Here is a 23,628-nt window from a genome sequence, read left to right as displayed (position 1 = left end):
TTATTAATCAAGCTAAAAAATTTTAAAAAATAGCATTATATCATCTTTTATTTAAAATTTTACTCAAATATTATTATTTTTATACTTAACCGTAAATAAATATACACTTAAACCTAAAAGAAGCAAGCTCACTCCACCGATAAGATAAATCGCATAAATCATCTGAGAAAAATCACCAATAGCAAGTTTAAATACCAACATCAAAGCTTCTATAGCCAAAGCAATGATAATAGAACCTAAAAATCTCACCATAGTTTTTTGAATTCCGCCTTCTTCTTTTTTTGTTTTTCCTAATACTTCTTGTTCGATCAAAGTTTTTGCCAAATCGAAAATAGCTAAAGCTAAAGTTATAGCAATAGTACTTTCAAACATATGTTCTATACCTATAGCTTGATTATCAAAAAGACTAAAAAAACCTTTTTGAAATAAAAAGCAAGTAATCACAAATAAAACCAGTGCGAAACAAAAATATACCAAACGACTAAATTGAGTAAAAACAAACTCAAATTTTCCTGCTTGAATAATCCTTAAAATATCTTCAAGCTTGATATCGATACAAACAACAAAAAGCAAGTTATTTTTATCATCGTAAATTGGCATAGAAGCTGTCACGCAAAGTTCGTTGTTTAAAACCGAAGGATAAGGATCGCTTAAAACGCATCGTCTTAATTTTACAGCTCTATAAAAATAAGAACGAGTACTTCTATCCTCACCCTGCCCTATTTCATAAGCCTTATTTAAGGAAATTGCATTTTCTATTTGCATGCCTGAAATATCTAAAATATACAAAGCATCAAAAACAACAACTTCATGAGCTATTTTATCTAAAGCTGTTTTAATCGTTTCAAGGTGAATGTCAGGAAGTTTATTAGGTAAATTTCTTGTTAAAATATAACTCATATAAGCTCTAGCGCGATAGCGATTATCTTCAAATCTTTGTATATCTTTTATATACATTATACACCTTCTTTATTGTGTTTAAATTCAGGCACAATCTTTAATAAAGCTTCTGAAATATCTTCACATATTTGTAAATTTTCTATCTCTTTATTAAGCCAATCAAGATCAACCTTTTCATTCTTTGCTACAAAAATACTCTCATATTGCGTTTTAGCATCATTTTCATCAATCAAAAGCTCTTCATAAAGCTTCTCGCCTTTTCTTAAGCCTGTGATTTTAATTTCTAAATCATTACGATTAGAAAGTAAAAGCATTTTTTTAGCTAAATCTATGATTTTTACAGGCTTACCCATATCCAAAACAAAAAGTTCTCCCCCTTTTGCAATAGCTCCAGCTTGTAAAACAAGTTGCACTGCCTCAGCCACAAGCATAAAATAACGCACTATATCAGGGTGTGTTAAAGTTAAAGGCTCATTATTGGCAATTTGTGCTTTAAATTTCGGTATCACACTACCACTAGAACCTAAAACATTACCAAAACGCACACAAGCAACTTCAAAATTTTCATCACTCATACTTAAAGTATAAAGCTCGCAAACTCTCTTAGTGCAACCCATAATATTTGTTGGTCGCACTGCTTTATCTGTACTTATCATCACAAATTTAGCTACTTTATTTTCTTTAGCACTATCGCATAAAATTTTAGTTCCTAAAATATTATTAATTACTGCTGAATGTGGATTTTGTTCGCAAAGAGGCACATGTTTATAAGCGGCTGCATGTAAAATAAGCTCAGGTTTATAAGTTTTTAATACCTCATCTAAACTTTGCTTATCTAAAATACTTAACAAAATAGGAGTAATTTTTTCTTTATATAAATTTAAATCATCATTGATTTTATAAAGATTATACTCACTATGATCAACCATGATAAGATGCTTAGCGCCAAATTTAATACATTGCTTACAAAGTTCACTGCCTATAGTTCCACCTGCTCCACTTACCAAAACTACCTTGTCTTTTAAAAAAGTCGCCACAGCACTATCGTCTAAATCTTTTGGTTTTCTAGCAAGCAAGTCTTCTATACTGATATCTCTTGCTTCATTTCTTGTAAAAGAAAATATTTTTACATCGCAAATACCATAAGCTACAAGTTCTTCAAAAAGTTTTTTAAGCTCTTCTTGTTCAAGTCTTAAAGCAATAATGGCAGTTTTTACCCCTTGTTCTACATAAGATTTTATTTTTTCTTTTTCTTCTACAATAAATTTATCACAATAAGTCCCTATAAGCTCTTTCCTCGCATCAACTACACCCACAGGAAAAAGTCCTAAAGAACCTTCTTTTGCGCCTTTTAACAAATGCAAAGCCTTAGAAGTTGCCCCTACTACAACACAAGGAGTTTCTTCTTCTTTCATTTTAGAAGGTTTAAAATCCACAAGCATTCTTTTGCTAATTCTTAAAGTACCTATAAACATATAAGAAAGAACAAAATCTATCACAATAGCACTTCTTGGAAAAGGATTAAAAAAATCACTAAAAAAATAAAAAATAAGAAAAAAACAAAACTCAGCTAAAAGCAAAGCAATAAAAATTTTTCTTGCTTCATTGAGAGAAAAAAATCTCCAAGCTACTTTATAAATTCTAAAAACAAACAAAAATGAAAGTTTTAAAACAAGCAAAATAATAGCAGAAATCATCATACCATGATAAAAAATACTCGGAATATCTCCACTAAATCTCAAAGAAAAAGCCAGATAAACGCTAAGTAAAATTAAAACAATATCTGAAGTTAAAAAAAATGCTAATCTTTTGCTTTTATAAAAAATCATTTTAAGCCTTTATGCTCTTTAAGATCAGTTTTGAAATTTCATAAACATCATCTTTACTCATCGCCGTGCCACTTGGCAAACAAATTCCTTTTTGGAAAAATAACTCACTATTGCCATTAAGATAAGCCTTAGCTCCTTTAAATACTTCTTGAGTGTGCATAGCTTTCCATAATGGTCTTGTTTCTATTTGTTCATTTTTCAAATCTTCTATGAGTTTTGAAATTTTTGGATGCAAAGCGATATTTTTTTGACTGATATTTATATCTTTTTGACAAGCATTAAGTTCATTTTTATCAAAATCAATCAAAGCTGTACTTAACCAGCGATTGCTTCTTGAATTTTCTAATTCATCTAAAAAGCTAAAATGCTCTTCTAAAAATTCTTTATACCACTCATAAATTTCTCTTTTTTTAAGCACTCTTTGTTCTAAAACCTCCATTTGTGCTACACCAATAGCTCCTAAAACATTGCTTAAACGGTAATTATAACCATAATCTAAATGTTCATAATGCAAACAATTTTCCCTTGCTTGAGTGCTGTAAAATCTTGCCTTTTCAATCTTTTCTTTATTTTTTCCTATAAGCATACCTCCACCTGAAGTGGTGATGATTTTATTACCGTTATAAGAATAAGCTCCAAATTCTCCAAAAGTTCCTAAAGCTTTATTCTTATAAAAACTTCCTAAAGCTTCGGCAGCATCTTCGATTAAAACAATGTCATTTTCTTTGCAAATTTTAACAATCTCATCCATTTTTGCAGCATTGCCATAAAGATGAGTTAAAATCAATGCTTTTGGTTTTTTTTCACATTCTTTAATGGCGAGTTTTAACAAATCTACATCAATATTATAAGTTTCATCACAATCTATAAATACAGGCTTTGCTTTAAGATAACAAATAGGTGCTACTGAAGCGATAAAAGTAAAAGAAGAAGCCAAAACAATATCATCTTGTTTTACCCCTGCCACCCTTAAAGCTAAATGCAAAGCCGCTGTGGCTGAATTTAAAGCTAAGGCATTTTCGCTTTTACTATAATCTTTTACACTTTGTTCAAAGCGATTTACAAATTCACCCAAAGGTGCTATATAATTGCTTTTGAAAACTTCTTCTATGTATTTTAATTCATTACCGCCCATATGCGGAGGAGAAAGAAAAAATCTCATTTTTTATCCTTTATATAAAGCAGAATTTTTTATCCTTATATATTTTATCTAAAAAAAATTACCAAGATTCAAATATTTAAATTCTTTTTATAGTCAAAGCTTGTTTTCATACCAATTTTTAAGCTTTTCTAAGTCTTCTTTTTTATAAATACTTTCAAAGCATTTAAGGAGTATTTTATTTTTTGTTTTGATAACAAAACAAACTTCAACTTGATTTAAAAATTTCATTTTTTCTATTTTAACAATTTCCAAATCTTCTCGTTTTATAAAATACATATAAAAAAGATTAAATTTACTAACTATATAAATTCCATTTTCACAAACTATTGCTAAATTTATAACGTACATCAACAATAATAACATACCTGTTATCACAGAAGAAACTGATACTTGCAAACTCCAAAGTGTTTTTAAATTTTCATTTTCTAATTCAAAGAAAAAAAGAAGTTGATAAAAACCTTCAAAATTATACCAAATTCCTATTAATCCACCCAAAAAAGCAGCAATACCTGTATATTTTACAATCCTACTATTTTTAGAATTTACATTTGCTTTAAGACTAAAAAGTTTTTTGTGTTTTAAAGAATTTTTCAAAGGAAATATGTAGCATATTAGACATATGGTTAGTAAATTAATGACAATCCACCCCAAAGGCGAAGGATTTACTATATAGTGAACAACAAGATTGTTATTAAAATGCAATTTACATCCTTTTTGCAGGTATTCCTATAAAAACACCTTTTTCATCTTGACTTTTAACCAAAGTTGCTCCACCACCTAAAATACTACCATCTGCTAAGCTTAAATTAGGCAAAACACAAGAATTAATCCCTAAAAAACAATTTTTACCGATTTTTACATTGCCCGCACATTTAGCCCCCACACTCACATGAGAAAATTCCCCTATCACGCATTCATGTTCAATCACGCTTGAAGTATTTAAAATCACGCCTTTTTCTATTTTGGCTTTAGCATTAACTACTACATAAGGCATGATTAAAATTCCTGCATTTTCTTCCACACTTGCACTAGAACTTATAAGCGCGCTTTTATGAATAAGATTAACGATTTTAAAGCCATTTTCTAAAATTTTTTGATAAATCTTTTTTCGAATTTCATTGTTTCCTATGGCTATAAAAAAATCATATTTAGGTAAGGTGCTTTCAAATTTCATTCCTTTAAAATCATCTAAAAAAATACATTCTTTATAACCCATATTTTTAGCCACATCTTCACAAACAAGCCCATGACCACTAGCACCATAAATATAAATTTTTTCAGTTCTTGCCATTAAATTTCTCTGTTGTAACATGGCCTTCTTTGCTTACCCCGCTTCGTTTTAAAACCTTTAAGGCTGTTAAAAATATGATTTTTAAATCAAGCAAAAAAGAAATATTTTTCACATAATACACATCAAGTTCGAATTTTTTCTGCCAAGAAATAGCATTTCTACCATTTACCTGCGCCCACCCTGTTATACCTGGACGCACTTTATGACGTAATTTTTGCTCTTCATTATAAAGGGATAAATACTCAACCAAAAGAGGTCTAGGCCCCACAAAACTCATATCCCCTTTTAAAACATTAAAAAGTTGCAAAAGCTCATCCAAACTTAAGCTTCTAACAATTTTTCCAAAAGCTTTCAAACGCAATTCATCGCTTAATAGCTCACCCTTTTCATCTCTTTCATCGCTCATGGTTTTAAATTTATAAATTTTAAAAATTTTTTCATCTAGCCCAGGACGATTTTGGGTAAAAATTACACTTCCTTGAGTGATTTTTAAAAGCAAAGCAGTGATTAAAATCACCGGAGAAAAAAGCACTAAAAGCACTAAAGCTAAAATAAAATCAAAAATTCTTTTAAAAACTTTTTCATACATTCTTAATTACCCTATCATAAAGTTTTAAATAACGCTGTGCGATAATATTTTCATCGTATTGTAAAGCATCTTGGGCGGCATTTTTAGCTAAATTTAATCTTAATTTTTCATCTTCTAATAAAAGTGAAATTTTTTCGCTTAAATCCTTAGTATTTTTTGTTTTTGCCCAAAGTCCATCATAAGCATTATAAATAGCCTCTACACAACCTTCGCAGTCACTCACCACTATAGCCTTACCACAAGCTTTTGCCTCCAAAACACTTACAGGAAAGCCTTCTTTATAGCTTGGCAAAACAAAAATATCACAATTTTGCAAAAGCTCGACTATATCACTTCTAGCACCCAAATAATGCACCACGCCAGAGTTTAAAAACTCCAAACTCGCACAAGAAGGATTTTCATCTCTTCCACCAACTAAAACAAAATTTGCTTTGTCTTGTAGTATAGTAGCGCTTTCATAAAATTCTTTTATACCCTTATGCCATAAAGCTCTTGCTATCATAAGCACAATTGGTTTTTTATCTATGTTTAAATTTTTCCAAAAAAGCTCTTTTTTTTCCGATTCTACATAAATAGGAAAAAATTTTTTTAAATTGATCCCTACAGATTTTATCACGCAAATTTTATTTTCTTTAAGTCCTAAATTCCGCATAAACTCAGCATTACTTTCATTGACAAAAATAAATTGGTGTGCAAATTTAAAACTTAATTTATAAAGATTATTAATAACAAAACGCACTAAATTTGCCTTAAAACCTTGATCTATATAAAAAGAACCCAAGCCTTCTACTAAGGCAAAACGATAAGGAATTTTTGCCCATTTTGCTGCTAAAATTCCAAAGGTATTGCTTTTATGTGCCGCACTTTGAATAAGATCAAGATTTAAATTTTTTAAAACCTTAGTAAGATAAAAAAAATTCTTTAAAACCACAAAAAGATTTAAGCTAGCTCTTGAAAGCTCATAAACAATTACTTTTAAGCCAAGATCTCTAAGTTTTTGCGTGTATTCATCTTGTGGCACTATAACAAAAACTTCATCTTTTCTATCTTTTAATGCTTTTATAATAGGCATTCTAAAATGATAAATACTTGCTCCTGCATGTGATAAAAATCCTATTCTCATTTTCAACCCTTAAATTTTAAGTTTAAAAACCTTAGCATCTCTAGAATTAATCACCAAGTCAAATAAATTCTTATCATAATTTCCTAAAAAAAACATTTGCACATAAGCACTATTAAACATGGTTTTATCCATTAAAATAAATTGTGCATAAGGAATAGCACTATCCTTTAAATAAAAAATATAAAACTGAGCCTTATCATCAATTGGAGTGATTTTGTATTCACCTTGTTTAATAGAATTAATCTCTACGATACTATTTACAGAAACCACATTATCACCTATTTTAAAACTTCTAAAATCATCGCTTAAAACCACTCCGTTGCTAAGATAAATTTCTCCATTTTTAACATCAAGTGGATAAGCTGTGCTAAAGGTAAAAGGTTTATCCAAAACCCCTGTATCTAAATTAATAAAAGAAAAACTAGCCACCGTAGAAAAAATCAAAGACATTCTAGCAGGCATATAAAGATAAATATCACGAGTTTTTGGCGTATCGATTTTAAAATCAGGTTTTGATAATGAAGCTAGAAACAAATCCACATTGCTTTGATTATAATCTTTCATCATGGCTTGTAAAATGTCTGTTTTTAAAATATCATTTTGCGGAGCATAAAAGCTTTTTTCTGTATATTCTACACTAAGTCTTGCCATATTAGCTGCAGCTTGTTCATCTTTGCTTAAAGCAAAAGAAGGGAAAAAATTATCCTTACCTAAATGCTTTCCACCATCTACTAAAGTTTTCACATCGCTATAATAACGCACAGGATAACCATAATCCCACCAAGTTACCACATAATCTTCTCTATTGGCTATATTCTTTAATTGATTTAATAATGATGCTTCATTTTGAGAAAAAACTGTTGGTGCTTTATAGTTGTAAATATGGATAAATACTGGAGCTAAAGTCAAAATAGTTGCAAAAACAATACAAACATTTGAAGTTAATTGGCTATATTTTTTAACCAATATAGCCTTAAACTCGCTCAATAAAAAACCAAATCCTAAGGCCATTACAGGTACAGAATAAATGGTAAATCTAAGCCCCCCTTTTAAGGCTAAAAACCCAAGCACCAATATAGGTAAAGCCATAATCATACTTTTATGTTTTCTCAAAAGCCATACAAAACCAAACAAAGAAAACAAGAAAACAATTTCACTACCACTAATTCTTCGCATAAATTCGCTAAGATCTACATTTTCAACTTCTTGTATGGTTTGATTGACATTAAAATACATAAAGCCCTGTGTTAAATTCGCACTTTCATCACTTCTAAAAATATAAAATTTAAGCTGATAAAGTATGGGATCAACCCCACCGCTTAAAATCAAAAATATCAAAGTTGCACTACCTAAAATTCCTATAATCATAAAATTTAAGCGTTTTTGCTCTAAGGCGAATAAAGCAAAAAGTATTACTATAATGGCACTTTGATAAAACCATGCTATATTTGAAAGAGTAAGAGAAGACAAAATCACAGCTATATAAAAAATCTTTTCTTTTCTATGAAAAATAAGTGTATAAATTAAAAAAAGTCCAATTAAAGCTACATTTAAAGTATAACTTGAAGGATACCACCAAAGATAAATTCCTATAAATAACGGCAAGGCAATCAATGAAAAAAAGTCTTTTTTTAAAATCATTCTTACCATAAAAAATAAAATAAACATAGGTAAAACAATTACCAGCATATCCGTATCATAATACCCACTCATAGTGCGATTATAATAACTGTTTGCTATGCTTGCTAAAAGAGCAGCTACAAAGCCCATTAAAGGACGTTTGTATTCATTAGCTAGCAAAATAATAGGAATCACCACCAAAGAAGATAAAAAAGTACTCATATATAAAATGATACTTTCAAAAGAAAAAGGTGTGACTTTATAAAGCCAATAAGTAAGCGCGGATAAAGAAGATCCATAATAACTCAAATCATTAGGCTGATGAAAACCTGCTATCATATCTCTTGCGCCCTCAGCAAAGGCATAGCCATCGTTTGAAATGATCATTAATTGATTATTGAAAAAATACTCATTAAACTCACTTGCCCACCAAACCCAATAAAACCTGCAAAATACACTAAAAACATAAGCTAATATAATCATCGCAAACAAAACTAAATAAGGGTTTTTTAAATACTCTTTTTTCAACATCTTTTATCCTAATAAATATTTCAAAGCATCACGTGCAATTTTTACTTTATCAAAAGCCTTAGCCCTAGTTTTAGCCTTATTTTTATACGCTTTTCTTAATTTATCATCTTCAAGCATAGTCTTTAAACCCTGAAACATAGAGTTTTCATTATCTACTTCTACTAAAAGTCCAAATTCATCATCTCCAAAAAGCTCTCTTGCACCACTTTTATGATCAGTGCAAACTACCGCACAAGAACAAGCTAAGCTTTCAATTAAAACATTTGAAAAACCTTCAAACACAGAAGCAAAAGCAAAAAATTCACATTTAGCCATGTATTTATAAGGATTATTATCAAATCCTAAAAGCAAAACCTTTTCTTCTAAATTTAACTCTTTAATCAAAGCCAAAAGCTCATCTTTAAGCACACCTTCACCTAAAATCACAAGCTTTAAATCTGTTTTCAATCTCGCATAAGCACGAATTAATAAAGCATGATTTTTACCTTTATCAAGCCTGCCTACACTTAAAATAAATTTATCTTTTAAAGCTATATCTTCAAGAGCTTTTTGCTCTATGTTTTCTAAATCGATGGCATTGTATAAAATTTCACATTTTTTTGGATTTATACTAAAATTTTGCACTAAATCTTCTAAATTTCCTTTAGAATTAGGCAAGATTAAATCAGCCCTTGGATAAAGTAAAGAAATTAAAAATTTATTTGCCAAAGAATTAAAATTATTTTTCATATACATCACACTTGGCGTAGTGCATTCATTGATCACAAGGCGAGTTTTGTTTCCAAACATTCTTGCCATTAAAGCTATATAATTAGGTCGATTTAAAAAAACAAATTCTGTATCAATGCCTAAATTTCTGCAAAGTTTTTTGTATTTTAAAGCCAAAAAAGGTAGTTTTAAAAATTTCAAAATAGGATTTTCACTAGGTTTTGAACATTCTAAAAAATGAATTTGACACTCTGGAATTTCATAAGAAATTTTATCATTCATCAAGATCAAATGCACTTCAAATTTCAAACTTAAAATAGGCAATAAAGTCGCCACAACTCTTTCAGCACCACCACTTCCTAAAGAATAAATAAAAATGCCTAATTTTTGCATAAAGCCACCCGAATTTTTGATAATTTTTCAATCATATTATTTGGAATTATACTTAAAATAAGTAATATCAAAGCAGGAGCGTTGATTTTTATACTCAGGCTTTTAAACAAACATTTATAAAGAGCTTTATAATTTTTTGCAAGTTTTGCATAATAAGCTGCCATTTTATAATAACTCGCACAAGTTTTTTTATAATCTTCATCCTTACTCATTCTAAGTTCATTTTCTAAAATTTTAGCAAGCTCTAAATATCCCAAATACACCCTATAAGCATTTTTACTCGCCCCTAAAGTCACGCTATCTTGCCTATAAATCCTATAAATCCTAAAAGCTTTATGGATATAAAAACTTTTTTCCTTGTATAAATTTACCCAAAGGGTGGCTTCATTGCCATAAAATTCTTCATTAAAACGCTTGTTTTCAAGTAGAGATTTTTTAAAAACAGAAAAAAACTCTCCGCTAAATTTAGCCATTAAAAAATCTTTTTTAGAAATTTCACTATCTTTTTCCAAGCCCTTGCCGCTAAATTCCTTGCTTAAATTTCCTTCTTTTTCTATCAAACAATTTCCAAAAACATGAGCATAACCCTCATTTGCTTTTTGCATCAAGGTACTTAAAGCCCCAGATAAAAGCTCATCATCATCATCTAAAAAAGTTACAAACTCGCCACTTGCTTGATCTAAGCCATTGTTTTTATTGCCATTTGGACCTTGTTTGTAATTTTGATTTAAAAAATACTTAATGCGATCATCATCTTTTTGTAAATTTTGCACCACACTTTTAGTATCATCACTAGAATTATCATCACTTATAATAATTTCTAAATCTTTAAAATCTTGATTTTGTATGCTTTTAATAGCCTTTTCCAACAAAGCTTGACGATTAAAAGTTGGTACTATAACAGAAAGTTTAGGCATTTTTAACCTCGGCTATAAGCTTAAGCCATTCTTCTTTGATATGAGAAATTTCAAAGTCTTTACACCTTTGTTTGGCACTATTTACAAGTTCTTTTCTAAAATTTTCATCATTTAAAACAAGTTCAAGTTTTTTAGCAAGTGCTATTTCATCATCACAACCTACCAAAAGCCCATCATGATTATCTTTGATTAAATCCTTAGCACCATTATAATAAGAACTTGAAATTCTACAAACCTCAAAATACAAACTTTCAATTAAAACCGTTGGCAAACCCTCTACAAAAGAACAAAGGCAAAGCACTTTTGCTTTTTCATAAAGAGCCTTGACATTTTCAACGCGTCCTAAAAAATCAACTTTTATTCCTAAAGATTTTACCTTGTATTCAAGTTCTTGCCTTAACTCTCCATCTCCTGCTATAATAAATTTATAATTTTCTTGCAAATTTTTATCCAAATGCGCTATAGCTTTTAAAAACATTGCAGGGTTTTTGTTGTGATCTAAACGCCCTATAAAAAGAACCAAATTTTCTTTTTCAAAACTAGAATCAAAAGGAATTTCATCGCTAAAATGACAAGGGTTTAATAAAAGCTTAACCCTTTTTACAAATCTTTCATAATACACCTTATCACTGCTTCCAAGCACACTTAAAGCATCACAAAAAGGATAGCTTACCCTTCTTAAAAAACGCCAAGTTTTAGGTTTTAAATACGCTTCATTACTATGCTCACTTATAATGAGTGGAGTTTTAAGCCCTATTTTCGCAATAATACAAGCAATATTAGTTGTATCCAAAAAAGAAATAAAAACATCAGCTTTGCTTTCTTTCAAAGCCTTTTTTAAAGCAAAAAATTTCTTAAAACGACTTGCGATTTTATGATAAAGTGTGTCAAATCTAAATTGTTCTAAACTTGTAACTTTAACTTCATTTTCAAGCTTATAAAAAGATTCTCCTGCATGAAATTTAATAATACTTACTTCATGCTCTTTACAAAGTGCATTAGCCAAGGTTACCAAAACACGCTCAGCGCCTCCTGAATTTAAAGTTGCGATAATAAAGCTTATTTTCATCATTTCTCCTCTTTAAGCTTACCGTGTTCTAAACGATAAACCTTATCACATTGCGTTATCGTAGAAAGGCGATGTGCGATAATAATCATGGTTTTATCTTTAGAAATTTTATAAATTTCATCCATGATTTTTGCTTCACTTTGAGTATCAAGCGCAGAAGTTGCTTCATCGAGCACTAAAATTTCAGGCTCTAGATATAAAGCTCTTGCTATAGCTATGCGTTGTTTTTGTCCCCCGCTTAAATTACTCCCTCCATCGCCCACTTTTGTTTGCACTCCCTGAGATAAATTTTTTATAAAATGCTCTAAATTTGCTTGTTTGATAACTCTGTTAAGTTTTTCTTCATCAACCGCATCTCCAAAAGTGATATTTTTAGCTATGCTGTCATTAAAAAGATAGATATTTTGTGGGATATAGCCTATTTTTTGGCGATAATTTTTTGCATTACTTGCATTTAACTCTTGCTTATCAATTAAAATTTGCCCTTCTTTTGGTTTTAAAAGTCCTATGATAAGATCTACTAAGGTACTTTTTCCGCAACCACTCTCCCCTATAAAAGCGATTTTTTCGCCTTTTTTAATGTTTAAATTAAGATTTTTAAATAAATGTTTTTTTCCCTCATAACCAAAACTAAGATTGCAAATTTTAAGCTCTTGATTAAAGCTTAATTTTTCCTCGCCCAAATTTTCTTCTTCTTGTCTTAAATTTTGATAAATAATATCCAAAGAAGAATGATAATAAAGCAAATCATGATAACTTGTGATAATACGATTTGCGCTTGGCATTAAGCGATAAAGCGCTAAAACAAAAATAGAAATCGTGGATAAAATACCTGAAATATCACTTTCATTTTTCAAAACCAAAAATACCACGATAAAAACAAGTACGCAAAAACCTATTCCTTCAAGATAAATTCTAGGCACCGCAGCTACGCTTTCATTGGTAATATTTGCTTTAGAAAAAGCTTCACTTTGTGCTTTAAAAAGGCTTAATACTCCATCTTCTTTGGTTTTAAGCTTGATAAATTTGAAATTATTTAAATTTGTATTTAAAATTTCGAAGAAATTTTTCATCGCTTCTTCACGTTTTAGTCCTGCTTTTTTAATGATAGGACTTAAAATTTTCACTAAAATAAAGGCATTTAATACCATAAAAATACTTAAAAATAAAGTGATTTTATAATTAATCAAAAGCATTAAAGCATAAAGCAAAAGCACTACAAAAATTTCACTCATCAAAAGTAAAAATGATGAAATCATAGTGCTTAGATTATAAACTTCTCCTGTAATGGACTTTAAAATTTCAGATTGATTTTTTTGAGTAAATTTTTCATAATTAATATTTAAAAATTTAGAAAAAACCTTATAAGCAATCGCGTGATAACGCCCTTTAGAAAATCTTGCCAAAAGATGAAAATAATACGCATTTAAGAAAGCTCTAAACACATAAAAAACAATAAGCCCCACTCCAAAATAAACAATGATTTCAAAAACAGGGATATTAAGATATTCTTTTAGGCTGATTAAATATTTATTGCGATCAAAATAAGAAAAATCACTAGCCAAAGTGATAAAAGGCATTACCAAAGAAATTGCAAAAGTTTCTATAAAAGAAACAAATACTGAAAAAACAAGCAAGAAAAATAAAAAATTTTTATCTTCCTTGCTTAAAATAAAAAAAAGTTTTTTTAACACTGTTTTTCCCAATCAAAAGCAGATTTACAAATAAGCTCTAAATCATCATATTTAGGCTGCCAAGAAGTAAGATTTCTGATTTTACTTGCATCAGAAATCAACACACTAGGATCGCCCGCACGGCGTGGGGCAAGTTCTACTTTAAAATCCACTCCGCTAACTTTTTTCATCGCTTCAATCACTTCTTTTACACTAAAACCATGTCCATAACCTACATTAAAAACATTGCTTTCATTCTCTTGTAAATAATCCAAAGCCGCTAAATGCGCGCTTGAAATATCATCTACATGGATAAAATCTCTTATGCAAGTACCATCTTTTGTATCATAATCATCGCCAAATATGAAAAGTTTATCACGTTTTCCTGCGGCACATTCAGCTGCAACTTTTATAAGCAAAGTCGCTTTTGGATAGCGTTGTCCTAAAGTATAATCCATGCAAGCACCTGCAACATTAAAATATCTTAAAATACAATGCTTAAATTCAGGATTTGCCATACTTGCATCACGCAAAACTTCTTCGCTCATAAGCTTACTACGACCATAAGGATTAATAGGCGCTAAAGGGCTTGTTTCGCTCACAACAGGAGTTTGTGGTTCGCCATAAGTGGCTGCCGTTGAAGAAAATATAAATTTATTCACTCCAGTTTGCAAACAAGTTTCGATGAGATTTGTCGTATTAACAGTGTTGTTCATATAATATTTTAAAGGGTTTTGCATACTTTCAAAAACTTCAATGCTTGCTGCAAAATGCACAATAGCGTCAAATTTTTCTCTCTCAAACAATGCTTTTACGCCTTGAAAATCACTTAAATCTTGTTCGAAAAATTGAAAAGCTCTTATTTTTTGCAAATCTTCTATTGCAATTTTAGAACCCTTAGAAAGATTATCTAAAACACAAATTTCATGATCTGTTTTTAAAAATTGCCTTAAAGTATGAGAACCTATATAACCTGCGCCACCGCTAATAAGAATTTTCATCATCATTCCTTTTTTTAAAAATATCAAAAATAAATTTTAATATATTTTCTTAAATACTTAAGATTGAACTTTTGAAATTTCACTTTCACAAGCTTTTGCAAAAACTTCTGTATAAGAACGATCTGATTTTTTTTCACGCAAAAAATCCCTCATATAAAAAAGAAAATCAACATAATCTTCTTCACTAACATTAGCTTTAATAAGTTCATATTTTAAAAAAAGCATATAAGTATTTAGAACATCACTTTCACAATATTCGTGAATTTTTTCAATTTCATTTTCATAAAAAAGTTTCATCACCTCATCGCCATGCACATCATATTTTCCTGGCAAACCCACCATAGAGCAAAGTGTATCAAGCTTTATTCCACGCCCATTAGATCCTAAGGATTCTAATAAATCACAATGTTTTAATTCTGAAAATCTTGTTTTATAATTATTCCATTTATCACTTTGAGTATCCAAATAAGTTGCTGCTTTTAAATTGTATTTTAAAGCTCTTAAAACAAGAACAGGCATATCAAAATTTTTACCATTAAAACTGACTAATTTTGGCTCATAATTTTCTATAAAATTGAAAAAATTAGCAATCATTTCTTTTTCATTTTGCCCATCAATTTTATTTACTTTGATAAATTTTCCAAAATTATCGCTTAAAACCGCACAAATACTGATGATTTTATGATAAGGCAAAGGCAAAAACTCACTCCCACTTTGTTCTTTTTGCCACTGAAGTGCTTTCAAACTTACTTCTAAATCACTTCCTTCAAAACCTAAAGTTTTACGGATAAGCTCAACATCTGGCACACTCTCACAATCAAAAACACAAATATAACCTTCATTTTTTGCCATTTTTAACCTTTTTTTAAATAATTTCGCTAAAATCATAGCAAAAATTTTAAAATATTAGGCTTTTAATGAAAATAGCAATTGTTCGTTTATCAGCACTTGGTGATATTATCCAAAGTGCCGTGGTTTTGCAATTTATCAAAAATTTTAAAAAAGATATAAAAATTCATTGGTTTGTAGATGAAAAATTTGAAGGCATACTCAAAAATCATCCTTTAATAGACAAACTCTATGCCCTGCCCTTAAAAGACAAAAAAATTTTAAAAAGCCTAAAAATTCTTCTTAAAGCAAGAAAAAACAACTATAATGCAGTAATAGATCTACAGGGGCTTATAAAATCTGCTATTGTAAGTCGAATTTTAAGTAGAAATAATTTTGGTTTTGATAAAAATAGCCTTAAAGAAAGTTTTGCTCATAATTTCTATAACCAAAAACTTGAGTTAGATTACAATGAAAATGTATTTGTAAGATACTTAAGTCTTACCTCCTTTATGTTAAATACTGATTTTAATGTCAAAAATTTAGTCTTTAAACAAGATATTTTTAGTGTAGATGAAAATTTAAAACAACTCTTAAACAATAAACTCAAGCTCAATAAAAACGAAAAAAACATACTCATACACGTGGGTTCAAGTGTAGAAAATAAAATCTATCCTAAAACCAAACTTGCTATACTTTGTAAGCTTTTAATCAATGAATTTCAACAAGCAAAAATTTGGCTCGCTTGGGGAAATGTAAAAGAATACGAATTTGCCAAAGAAGTTTTAAATCTTAGCGGTATTGATGAAACACATATAGAATTAGCACCAAAATTTAGCCTTGAAGAACTAATGGCTTTTACAAAAATGATGAATTTAATCATAGGAAATGATAGCGGTCCAACACATTTAGCCTTTGCTTTAAACAAAGCATCTATTACGATTTTTGGTGCAACACCAAGCTACCGCAATGCTTTTCAAACTCATATCAATAAAATCATTGATGCAGGTAAAAAAATCCAAAATGCCAAACATATCGATAAAAGTGATTTTTGCATCACGCGTATAGAAGAAGAAGATATCTTCAAACTTGCCAAAGGCTTACTTAATGAAAAATAGCGATAGAATATATCTTAGTCTTTATTATATTTTGAAATTTTTTGTTACTTTTATACCTGATTGCATCTTGCATTTTTTAACTTTGATTGCGGTAAGAATCACTTTTCATCTTAACAAAAAACACCGCAAAATCATCGATACAAATTTGCAAATCTGTTTTCCTCAATACACTCAAAAAGAACGCGATGAATTGTCTTTAAAAATTTATGAAAATTTTGCTCAATTTGGGATTGATTGTTTGCAAAATCAAAACACCACCAAAGAAAAAATTCTCAATAAAGTAAATTTTATCAATGAAAATTTTCTTATAGACGCTCTAGCTTTAAAGCGTCCTATTATCTTCACAACTGCACACTATGGAAACTGGGAAATTTTAAGCCTTGCTTATGCAGCTAAATATGGTGCGATTTCCATAGTGGGAAAAAAGTTAAAAAGTGAAACTATGTATGAAATTTTAAGCCAAAGCCGTACCCAATTTGACATAGAACTTATCGACAAAAAAGGCGGTATAAGACAAATGCTAAGTGCTTTAAAAAAGGAGCGAGCTTTGGGAATTTTAACTGATCAAGACTGCGTAGAAAACGAAAGCATAAGATTAAAATTTTTTAACAAAGAAGTGAATTATCAAATGGGAGCAAGCCTTATCGCACAAAGAAGTAATGCTTTGATCATTCCTGTTTATGCCTATAAAGAAGATGGTAAATTTTGCATAGAGTTTTTTAAAGCAAAAGATTCTCAAAATGCAAGCTTAGAAGAACTGACACTTTATCAAGCACAAAGTTGCGAAGAAATGATTAAAAAAAGACCTTGGGAATACTTTTTTTTTCATAGACGCTTTGCAAGTTATAATCAAGGAATATACCCATGAATATTTCGATCGTAATACTAACTTTTAATAGTCAAAAATATCTTCAAGAAGTATTACAAAGTGTTAATTTTGCCAATGAAATTATTTTAATAGATAGCGGAAGCACAGATGATAGTTTAATAATAGCAAAAGCTTTTAAAAACGTGAAAATTTTTCATCAAGATTGGCTTGGTTTTGGAAAGCAAAAACAATTTGGAGTTGAAAAAGCAAATAATGATTGGATATTTGTTTTAGATAGTGATGAAGTTTTTACTGAAGAATTAAAAGAGGAAGTATTGCAAATAATTAAAAATCCATCATTTAAAGCATACAAAGTAGCAAGATTAAATTTTTTCTTTGGAGAAGCAATAACAAAAATGGGGCTATATCCTGATTATAACATAAGACTATTTCATAAAAAATATGCCAAATTTGATGAAAGAGAAGTTCACGAAAGCATAATCTGTCAAGAAAAAATAGGGAAATTAAAACATCATTTTTTACATTATGCTTATGAAAATATCGAGCAATTTATAAATAAGCAAAACAAATACTCAAGTCTAAATCCTAAAAAAAATAACCTTCTTAAAGCTTTAATAAATCCTTATTGGACTTTTTTTAAACTTTATTTTGTAAAATTAGGTTTTTTAGAAGGCAAAAGAGGTTTTATCATAGCAAAGCTTTATGCCCAATATACTTTTTGGAAATATATTAAGTAGTTTTAATCATATCAAACAATTCATCCCATTTTTTCATCACGCTTTCTACTTTATAAGATTCAACTTTTTCTTTGGCATTTTTAACAATTTCTTGTCTTAAGTTTTCATCTTGCATTAAAAGCGATATTTTTAAAGCCATATCATTAAAATCACCCATCTTAAATAAAAGTCCATTATTTTTATCATCGATTAACTCGCTTACACCCATATAATCACTACTAATTCTAGCGCATTCATAAAAAGCAGCTTCGATTAAAACTATGGGCAAACCTTCTTATTTGGAACATAAGCATAAAATTTTAGCTTTTTCATAGTAAAAACTTAAGTCTTCTATATAACCTACAAAATCGATGTGCAAATTTAAATTTTTAGCAAGCTCCATCAAATTCTTTTTTAAAGAACCCTCTCCTGCTATGATAATCTTCCATTTATTTAAAACATCTTTTTGAATACAAAATAAAGCTTTAATAAAAACATCCACAGCCTTTTCTTCTTCTAATCTTCCTGCATATAAATAATGTTTTCTTTATCATTTGTATGAATTTGTTTTTTTACACCCAAGGGATTAGGCATGATGATTTTGTTTTTTACAAAAGAATAATATTTAAAATCTTCCCTAGTTAAAACACTTAAATTAGGTAGCCAAAGGATACAGTTTTCTTCTTAAACGATTGGTTTTTTTAGACTTTTCTCCAAGATGAAAACCATGCTCGCAAATAATATGCTTGATACCTATATTTTTATTTGCAAGTAGAGTAAATAAATTAGGCTTGGTTTTAAAAGAAATTATAATATCAAGTTTATAGTGTTTTAATTTTTTTTAATTGCACATTTATATATGATTTTATTAATAAGTTTATTTAAAAAACGGATAGGAGTTAAAGCTTTAGTGTTGATAAATTTAACATAAACATCGCTACAAATATCATCTCATAAGCTAGAGATGTCTTTTCAAAAAATAACAAAGAAAGCTCGTGGTTTTTATTCCATTCTTTAACAAGTTGATTAAATAACATAACTTACCCCACCTTTGTTAAAATAGTCACTAACAATCAATATTTTCATAAGGTCTAACCTTTTTTAAACTAAGTAAAAAATATTTTATAAAAATGTGAATTTTTTTAATATACTTACTTATTTTATTTTTCTTTTTAAGAAATTTTTTATCATCTTGAGTAGAACTTTCAAACATAAAATTTTCATGTGTATAAACAAGTACAGGAAATAAAGCGTAAGTGTTTAAAACTTTTTCATTACAAGTAAGAGCATCTATAGGCAAATAAATTTTTTCTAAATGAGAAAGCAGTTTTAAAGCTCCATTTTTGGTTATAAAATAACCATAAGTACCGTTGCCTCTAGCGATCAAACGACGAATTTTATAATTTAAGATTTTTTTTGCAAATCTTCTTGAGTAAGGACTTTCTATCCTAAAACCATCATCATTATAAACCTGTCTTTGATGCCCTAATAACAAAAGCTCCAAGTCGTTAGGAAATTCATTAAGGTGTTGTAAAAATTCAAGTAAGTTTTCATCAAAATACGCATCATCTTCTAAAATCACAGCGTATTTTAAATTTTCTTGCAATATTTTTTCATAACATTTTTTATGAGATAAAGAACAACCAAGCTCTCCAAGCCCTAATTCTCTTTTATGAAAATTTAGCATTTTGTCATAATCAACTATATTTAAATACTCTTGTTTGCCTACAGCTTTTCCTTCTACCGCCTGGATGATTTCATAATCAAGTTGATATTTTTGACACAATTTACTAATGTATTCTTTTCTTTGCTTTGCTTTTTTAAGATTGATGATAAGAAATTTCATTTTAATTCCATTGCTAATTGTTTTATATATTTTTTTCTCTTAAATTTTATTCTCTTTCTTTTTAATTTTATAAATATTTTTTTAAAAAAGCAACTATAAGGAGTACAACAATATTCCAGTTGTAACTTATGTATAAGAAGCTCGTTAGTAAAATATTGGCACAATAAAAAATATATAGGATTTAAAGCATTAGAATATAAATTAAGCTTATGAATAACAAAATTTAAATTTTCTATAAAAAATTGCATCTTATCAAAATTTTTTACTTCTTTAGTTGATGAGCTAATATTTTGCATATTGTAATTAATCAGACATTGCTCTAAAGTCACAATACGCTTGCATTCAAGATAATACAAAGTAAGGAACAATGCATCTTCTGCCATAGTAAGTTTTGGATTTTCATTGATTTTTTCAAATGTTTTTAAATATTTTTGTCTTAAAAAAACCTTACCCCATATATACCATTGCTTTATTTTAAAATTTACAATTTGTTCTGCTAAGAAAATTAAATATTCTTCAAGACTATAATTATTATTAACAAAAAAAATATTTTTCTTCAAAGTTGTATTTAAAGCATTATAATTAAAACATATCAAATCATTATTTTCATCCAAATACTTAGATACTTCCTCGCAAGCTTCAAGCTCTAAAAAGTCATCAGAGTCTAAAAACATGATATATAAAGAATTAGTTGCCTTAACTCCTTCATATCTAGCTCTTAAAAGACCTAAGTTTTTTTCATTGTGAACTATTTTTATCCTTTTATCTTTTTTGGCGTATTCTTTAGCTATATCTATACTTTTATCACTTCCACAATCATCAACTATAATTATTTCTATATCTTTAAAAGTCTGATTGATACAACTTTCTATTGCTCTTGCTATATATTGTTCCACATTATAAGTTGGCATAATTATTGAGATTTTAGACATTATCTTTCCTAAAAATTTTTTTTAAAAATAGTAAAAACAAACTCTTAATATTAGTTCAACTCTGAAAAATTTTAACATAAGAAGTAAAAAAATAAAATACCTTATTTAAATAAAAATATTTAATACAAATATATTATAAAAAACCATTTTTATCCTATTGTCTATTTTTTACAAATTTGACTTATTTTACTTTTTGATAAACACCTTTATATTGTAAATCAGAATTGCAATATTTATTAATCCATAGAATATCTTTCCTCTTAAAAAATAATAAAAAATTTAATCATAAATCTTAATAACATTTTAAAAAATCAAACAATAAAAAAATTAATAATTCAAATTAAATTATCAACTTTTTTATAAAGTTTATACTTAATTTTGATAATCCCTTTTCTAATTCTGTGAAAAAAATTGTTACTATAAGCTTTTTTTGGATCTTGAATAATAGACCAAAGATCTGATAATTCATTATAAGTAAAATATTTCTTATTTATTTTATCATAAATCGGTAAAAATTCTTGTGAAAATCTATACAAAAAATCTAATTTATATTTATCATCAATACGCTTTAAATTCCATGAATATATTTTAAATTTAAAACAATAAAAAACATCTTGCAATCTACTTTTAAGCTCTAAATTTTTATCAAGAAACTTATCTAAAAACTCAAACTCATCGCAGACGCAATATATTTTATCTTTACTCTTAACCGAAGCATTTTCATTATCTTGTCTATAAAAATAAAACCCCTCTTGACAAAAATAAATACTTGAAGCCAAACTTAAAATTTGAAACCATAATCCTATATCTTGATAGGAAGCTCCTTGTGTTTCATTTGCTCTTATATTGTATTTTTTAATAAAATCCATTTTATAAAGACTAGATTGATTCATATTCCAAGAATTTATAATAATACTTGGATTTAAATACGAATTAGTTTTTTTATTATACAAAGCTTGATCATAACATATAGGGAGATTTTTAAAAATTCTTTCTTTCTCCTTATCTTCAAAACCAATAAAATCAGATTTAACTACTTGGTAATCTTGATTGCGGGCTAATCTATAAAGTTTTTCACACATATCCAATTTTACATAATCATCACTTTCAACTATTGTACAATATTCTCCTTTGGCTATATCTAACCCGCTATTAAAAGCTGCACCTAAGCCTGCATTCTCTTTATGAATAACTATAATTCTTTTATCCTTAGTTGCATATTCATCGCATATTTTTCCACAATTATCAGTAGATCCATCATTAATTAATATAATTTCTATTTCTCTTAATGTTTGATTTACAACGCTATCAAGGCATTCTCTAAGATACTTTTCTACATTATAAATTGGTATTATAACTGATACTAAAGGAGTGTTTTTATTAATCATATATACCGCCTTCTTAATAAAAATTTTAATATTTTTTTTAAAAATAATTTTAATCTACAGATAATAATTCTTATAAATTTATATTGCATATAAATACGTATATTTACAAAAAATATAAAAAACCTATTATTTTTATATTTTTCCATTTTATTTCTTATTTTAGACAAGTAATTATCTTCGATTTGCCTCAATAATATCTCTTTATAAAAAGGTGTTAGTCTAGCATAATGCCAAAATATTTCAGCATAAGGAACATCTGGATATTTCCAAGGTTTTCGAGATCCTGCCAATGAATCACTTGTGGATTAGAAAAAGCTTCCTGTTTTTGCTCATTATTATAATAAGTCTGAACTGGCATAGCATTATAAATATGAGAAAGATATTTTATTTTTCTATGTAAAGTTATATTAAGAGTATCTTGGTCTGGAAATTGTAGAAAAGCAGAATACTTAAACAAATTCTGAAATAACAATTCTTGAATATTGTCATCTCTCCATTTCTTTAAATTAAAGAGTGTAACTCCAGTATTTACATATAAATAGTCGCATGGTAATGGCAATTTCAAAGTCCAAGAATTTTGATTTAAAGGCTCCTGATCACTAACTGCTGCCATATAATAATCATTAATATCAATTTCCCAAAGTTTAGAGATATCACCTATAACCACTAAATCAACATCTAAAAATACGCATTTATCTAATGTTGGTTTTAATGTTGAAGCTAAAAAACGATAATTTGTTTCATTCGAAACATGCAATTGAGAACTGCTTGGAACCTTTGAAAATAATTTAGCATCTATTCTAATATATTCTATATTAAAATATTTAATATTTTTTAAAGTATCAATTTTATTTTTATTATCATCACTAACTCCACCATCTATTACATAAAAATACGGAATATACTCTTTATTTAAATTGTCTAAAATCGATACTATACAAGTAGCTAAATATCCACTATAAGCATCATTTATGGTAAAAAATATATGAATACTTTTTTCATTAAAATCTACATTTTTCATTAAATAAAACCTTTCTAAAGCTATTTAACAATTCTCTAACTCAACTTTCAACACTCTCTCCACGGTTTTATCCATATCATAATATTTATAATCGCCAAGCCTACCTAAAAAATACACATTTGTAAGTTTAGCAGATTCTTTTAA

General features: G+C 28.4%; 22 protein-coding genes and 2 pseudogenes. 3 read left to right on the top strand and 21 right to left on the bottom strand.

Annotated features, from left to right (window positions below; all coding sequences use genetic code 11):
• Window positions 1-63: 63 nt before the first annotated feature.
• From ELQ11_RS01430 to ELQ11_RS01365, 14 genes are all read right to left on the bottom strand, one after another.
• Complete coding sequence (locus ELQ11_RS01430; protein WP_126235023.1) at window positions 64-957, bottom strand: PDC sensor domain-containing protein; 894 nt, start codon at window positions 955-957, stop codon at window positions 64-66.
• Window positions 957-2,729, bottom strand: coding sequence for a UDP-N-acetylglucosamine 4,6-dehydratase (configuration-retaining) (gene pglF / locus ELQ11_RS01425; RefSeq protein ID WP_070210816.1), 1,773 nt, complete (start codon window positions 2,727-2,729; stop codon window positions 957-959). Before pglF ends, ELQ11_RS01430 begins: the two co-directional genes overlap by 1 nt.
• 1 nt (window position 2,730) lies before the next feature.
• On the bottom strand, window positions 2,731-3,891 hold the full coding sequence (gene pglE, locus ELQ11_RS01420) for a UDP-N-acetylbacillosamine transaminase (RefSeq protein WP_070261240.1): 1,161 nt from the start codon (window positions 3,889-3,891) through the stop codon (window positions 2,731-2,733).
• A 93-nt stretch (window positions 3,892-3,984) separates the two neighbouring features.
• Window positions 3,985-4,611, bottom strand: coding sequence for a hypothetical protein (locus ELQ11_RS01415; protein ID WP_223209410.1), 627 nt, complete (start codon window positions 4,609-4,611; stop codon window positions 3,985-3,987).
• On the bottom strand, window positions 4,595-5,182 hold the full coding sequence (gene pglD / locus ELQ11_RS01410; RefSeq protein ID WP_032599162.1) for a UDP-N-acetylbacillosamine N-acetyltransferase: 588 nt from the start codon (window positions 5,180-5,182) through the stop codon (window positions 4,595-4,597). Before pglD ends, ELQ11_RS01415 begins: the two co-directional genes overlap by 17 nt.
• Window positions 5,169-5,771 (bottom strand): undecaprenyl phosphate N,N'-diacetylbacillosamine 1-phosphate transferase, encoded by a 603-nt coding sequence (gene pglC, locus ELQ11_RS01405; protein ID WP_002870508.1) that lies wholly within the window; start codon window positions 5,769-5,771, stop codon window positions 5,169-5,171. The genes pglD and pglC overlap by 14 nt, the downstream gene beginning before the upstream one ends.
• Window positions 5,764-6,894 carry a N,N'-diacetylbacillosaminyl-diphospho-undecaprenol alpha-1,3-N-acetylgalactosaminyltransferase gene (pglA, locus tag ELQ11_RS01400; protein WP_134225109.1) on the bottom strand — a complete coding sequence of 377 codons (1,131 nt, stop codon included), beginning with the start codon at window positions 6,892-6,894 and terminating at the stop codon, window positions 5,764-5,766. Before pglA ends, pglC begins: the two co-directional genes overlap by 8 nt.
• A gap of 9 nt (window positions 6,895-6,903) precedes the next feature.
• Window positions 6,904-9,045, bottom strand: a complete 2,142-nt coding sequence (gene pglB / locus ELQ11_RS01395; protein WP_002861841.1) for an undecaprenyl-diphosphooligosaccharide--protein glycotransferase — start codon at window positions 9,043-9,045, stop codon at window positions 6,904-6,906.
• 3 nt (window positions 9,046-9,048) lie between these two features.
• Entirely contained in the window at window positions 9,049-10,146 is a 1,098-nt protein-coding gene (pglJ, locus tag ELQ11_RS01390) for an N-acetylgalactosamine-N,N'-diacetylbacillosaminyl-diphospho-undecaprenol 4-alpha-N-acetylgalactosaminyltransferase (protein ID WP_002861842.1), read from the bottom strand.
• A complete protein-coding gene (gene pglI / locus ELQ11_RS01385; RefSeq protein WP_072223840.1) occupies window positions 10,134-11,063 on the bottom strand; it encodes a GalNAc(5)-diNAcBac-PP-undecaprenol beta-1,3-glucosyltransferase in 930 nt (309 codons plus the stop codon). Before pglI ends, pglJ begins: the two co-directional genes overlap by 13 nt.
• Window positions 11,056-12,135: a GalNAc-alpha-(1->4)-GalNAc-alpha-(1->3)-diNAcBac-PP-undecaprenol alpha-1,4-N-acetyl-D-galactosaminyltransferase gene (gene pglH, locus ELQ11_RS01380; protein ID WP_134225108.1), complete on the bottom strand. Its 1,080-nt coding sequence runs from the start codon at window positions 12,133-12,135 to the stop codon at window positions 11,056-11,058. Before pglH ends, pglI begins: the two co-directional genes overlap by 8 nt.
• Complete coding sequence (gene pglK, locus ELQ11_RS01375) at window positions 12,132-13,826, bottom strand: ABC-type lipopolysaccharide transporter PglK (RefSeq protein ID WP_134225107.1); 1,695 nt, start codon at window positions 13,824-13,826, stop codon at window positions 12,132-12,134. The genes pglH and pglK overlap by 4 nt, the downstream gene beginning before the upstream one ends.
• Window positions 13,820-14,806, bottom strand: coding sequence for a UDP-glucose 4-epimerase GalE (gene galE / locus ELQ11_RS01370; protein ID WP_002893768.1), 987 nt, complete (start codon window positions 14,804-14,806; stop codon window positions 13,820-13,822). Before galE ends, pglK begins: the two co-directional genes overlap by 7 nt.
• A 57-nt stretch (window positions 14,807-14,863) precedes the next feature.
• Complete coding sequence (locus tag ELQ11_RS01365) at window positions 14,864-15,658, bottom strand: 3'-5' exonuclease (protein ID WP_070261245.1); 795 nt, start codon at window positions 15,656-15,658, stop codon at window positions 14,864-14,866.
• Between the two features lie 65 nt (window positions 15,659-15,723).
• On the opposite strand from ELQ11_RS01365, the gene waaC reads away from it, so the two are divergent.
• The 3 genes from waaC to ELQ11_RS01350 are packed head-to-tail and all read left to right on the top strand — an operon-like array spanning window position 15,724 to window position 18,318.
• Complete coding sequence (waaC, locus tag ELQ11_RS01360) at window positions 15,724-16,752, top strand: lipopolysaccharide heptosyltransferase I (RefSeq protein ID WP_070261246.1); 1,029 nt, start codon at window positions 15,724-15,726, stop codon at window positions 16,750-16,752.
• Window positions 16,742-17,620 carry a lipid A biosynthesis lauroyl acyltransferase HtrB gene (gene htrB / locus ELQ11_RS01355; protein WP_072223838.1) on the top strand — a complete coding sequence of 293 codons (879 nt, stop codon included), beginning with the start codon at window positions 16,742-16,744 and terminating at the stop codon, window positions 17,618-17,620. Before waaC ends, htrB begins: the two co-directional genes overlap by 11 nt.
• Entirely contained in the window at window positions 17,617-18,318 is a 702-nt protein-coding gene (locus ELQ11_RS01350; RefSeq protein ID WP_072223837.1) for a glycosyltransferase family 2 protein, read from the top strand. Before htrB ends, ELQ11_RS01350 begins: the two co-directional genes overlap by 4 nt.
• Here the strand turns inward: ELQ11_RS01350 and ELQ11_RS10245 are convergent.
• The 7 genes and pseudogenes from ELQ11_RS10245 to ELQ11_RS10235 form a co-directional block, all read right to left on the bottom strand.
• A pseudogene (locus tag ELQ11_RS10245) lies at window positions 18,311-18,829 on the bottom strand (glycosyltransferase); the annotation flags it as partial. The gene ELQ11_RS01350 and the pseudogene ELQ11_RS10245 overlap by 8 nt on opposite strands.
• Before the next feature lie 367 nt (window positions 18,830-19,196).
• Complete coding sequence (locus ELQ11_RS10020) at window positions 19,197-19,334, bottom strand: hypothetical protein (protein ID WP_171824258.1); 138 nt, start codon at window positions 19,332-19,334, stop codon at window positions 19,197-19,199.
• Between the two features lie 29 nt (window positions 19,335-19,363).
• Window positions 19,364-20,143, bottom strand: a complete 780-nt coding sequence (locus tag ELQ11_RS01340; protein WP_072223836.1) for a glycosyltransferase family 25 protein — start codon at window positions 20,141-20,143, stop codon at window positions 19,364-19,366.
• Window positions 20,140-21,075 (bottom strand): glycosyltransferase family 2 protein, encoded by a 936-nt coding sequence (locus ELQ11_RS10445; protein ID WP_072223835.1) that lies wholly within the window; start codon window positions 21,073-21,075, stop codon window positions 20,140-20,142. The genes ELQ11_RS01340 and ELQ11_RS10445 overlap by 4 nt, the downstream gene beginning before the upstream one ends.
• Window positions 21,076-21,410: 335 nt before the next feature.
• Window positions 21,411-22,463 (bottom strand): glycosyltransferase family 2 protein, encoded by a 1,053-nt coding sequence (locus tag ELQ11_RS01330; RefSeq protein WP_072223834.1) that lies wholly within the window; start codon window positions 22,461-22,463, stop codon window positions 21,411-21,413.
• A gap of 214 nt (window positions 22,464-22,677) precedes the next feature.
• A complete protein-coding gene (locus ELQ11_RS01325; RefSeq protein ID WP_134225106.1) occupies window positions 22,678-23,484 on the bottom strand; it encodes a glycosyltransferase family 8 protein in 807 nt (268 codons plus the stop codon).
• A 24-nt stretch (window positions 23,485-23,508) separates the two neighbouring features.
• Window positions 23,509-23,628 (bottom strand): annotated as a pseudogene (locus tag ELQ11_RS10235) (UDP-galactopyranose mutase); the annotation flags it as partial.

The organism is Campylobacter sp. US50a (assembly GCF_004379015.1).
Classification (GTDB): Bacteria; Campylobacterota; Campylobacteria; order Campylobacterales; family Campylobacteraceae; genus Campylobacter_D; species Campylobacter_D jejuni.
This window is presented reverse-complemented; position numbering and strand designations above follow the sequence as displayed.

Coding starts and splice junctions, on each gene's coding strand:
- ELQ11_RS01350 (WP_072223837.1), top strand. CDS start 17,617: ATGAATATTTCGATCGTAATACTAACTTTTAATAGTCAAAAATATCTT.
- pglJ (WP_002861842.1), bottom strand. CDS start 10,146: ATGCAAAAATTAGGCATTTTTATTTATTCTTTAGGAAGTGGTGGTGCT.
- galE (WP_002893768.1), bottom strand. CDS start 14,806: ATGAAAATTCTTATTAGCGGTGGCGCAGGTTATATAGGTTCTCATACT.
- pglI (WP_072223840.1), bottom strand. CDS start 11,063: ATGCCTAAACTTTCTGTTATAGTACCAACTTTTAATCGTCAAGCTTTG.
- ELQ11_RS01430 (WP_126235023.1), bottom strand. CDS start 957: ATGTATATAAAAGATATACAAAGATTTGAAGATAATCGCTATCGCGCT.
- pglA (WP_134225109.1), bottom strand. CDS start 6,894: ATGAGAATAGGATTTTTATCACATGCAGGAGCAAGTATTTATCATTTT.
- ELQ11_RS10445 (WP_072223835.1), bottom strand. CDS start 21,075: ATGTCTAAAATCTCAATAATTATGCCAACTTATAATGTGGAACAATAT.
- ELQ11_RS01330 (WP_072223834.1), bottom strand. CDS start 22,463: ATGATTAATAAAAACACTCCTTTAGTATCAGTTATAATACCAATTTAT.
- htrB (WP_072223838.1), top strand. CDS start 16,742: ATGAAAAATAGCGATAGAATATATCTTAGTCTTTATTATATTTTGAAA.
- pglC (WP_002870508.1), bottom strand. CDS start 5,771: ATGTATGAAAAAGTTTTTAAAAGAATTTTTGATTTTATTTTAGCTTTA.
- pglE (WP_070261240.1), bottom strand. CDS start 3,891: ATGAGATTTTTTCTTTCTCCTCCGCATATGGGCGGTAATGAATTAAAA.
- pglB (WP_002861841.1), bottom strand. CDS start 9,045: ATGTTGAAAAAAGAGTATTTAAAAAACCCTTATTTAGTTTTGTTTGCG.
- ELQ11_RS10020 (WP_171824258.1), bottom strand. CDS start 19,334: ATGTTATTTAATCAACTTGTTAAAGAATGGAATAAAAACCACGAGCTT.
- waaC (WP_070261246.1), top strand. CDS start 15,724: ATGAAAATAGCAATTGTTCGTTTATCAGCACTTGGTGATATTATCCAA.
- ELQ11_RS01365 (WP_070261245.1), bottom strand. CDS start 15,658: ATGGCAAAAAATGAAGGTTATATTTGTGTTTTTGATTGTGAGAGTGTG.
- ELQ11_RS01325 (WP_134225106.1), bottom strand. CDS start 23,484: ATGAAAAATGTAGATTTTAATGAAAAAAGTATTCATATATTTTTTACC.
- ELQ11_RS01340 (WP_072223836.1), bottom strand. CDS start 20,143: ATGAAATTTCTTATCATCAATCTTAAAAAAGCAAAGCAAAGAAAAGAA.
- pglH (WP_134225108.1), bottom strand. CDS start 12,135: ATGATGAAAATAAGCTTTATTATCGCAACTTTAAATTCAGGAGGCGCT.
- pglF (WP_070210816.1), bottom strand. CDS start 2,729: ATGATTTTTTATAAAAGCAAAAGATTAGCATTTTTTTTAACTTCAGAT.
- pglD (WP_032599162.1), bottom strand. CDS start 5,182: ATGGCAAGAACTGAAAAAATTTATATTTATGGTGCTAGTGGTCATGGG.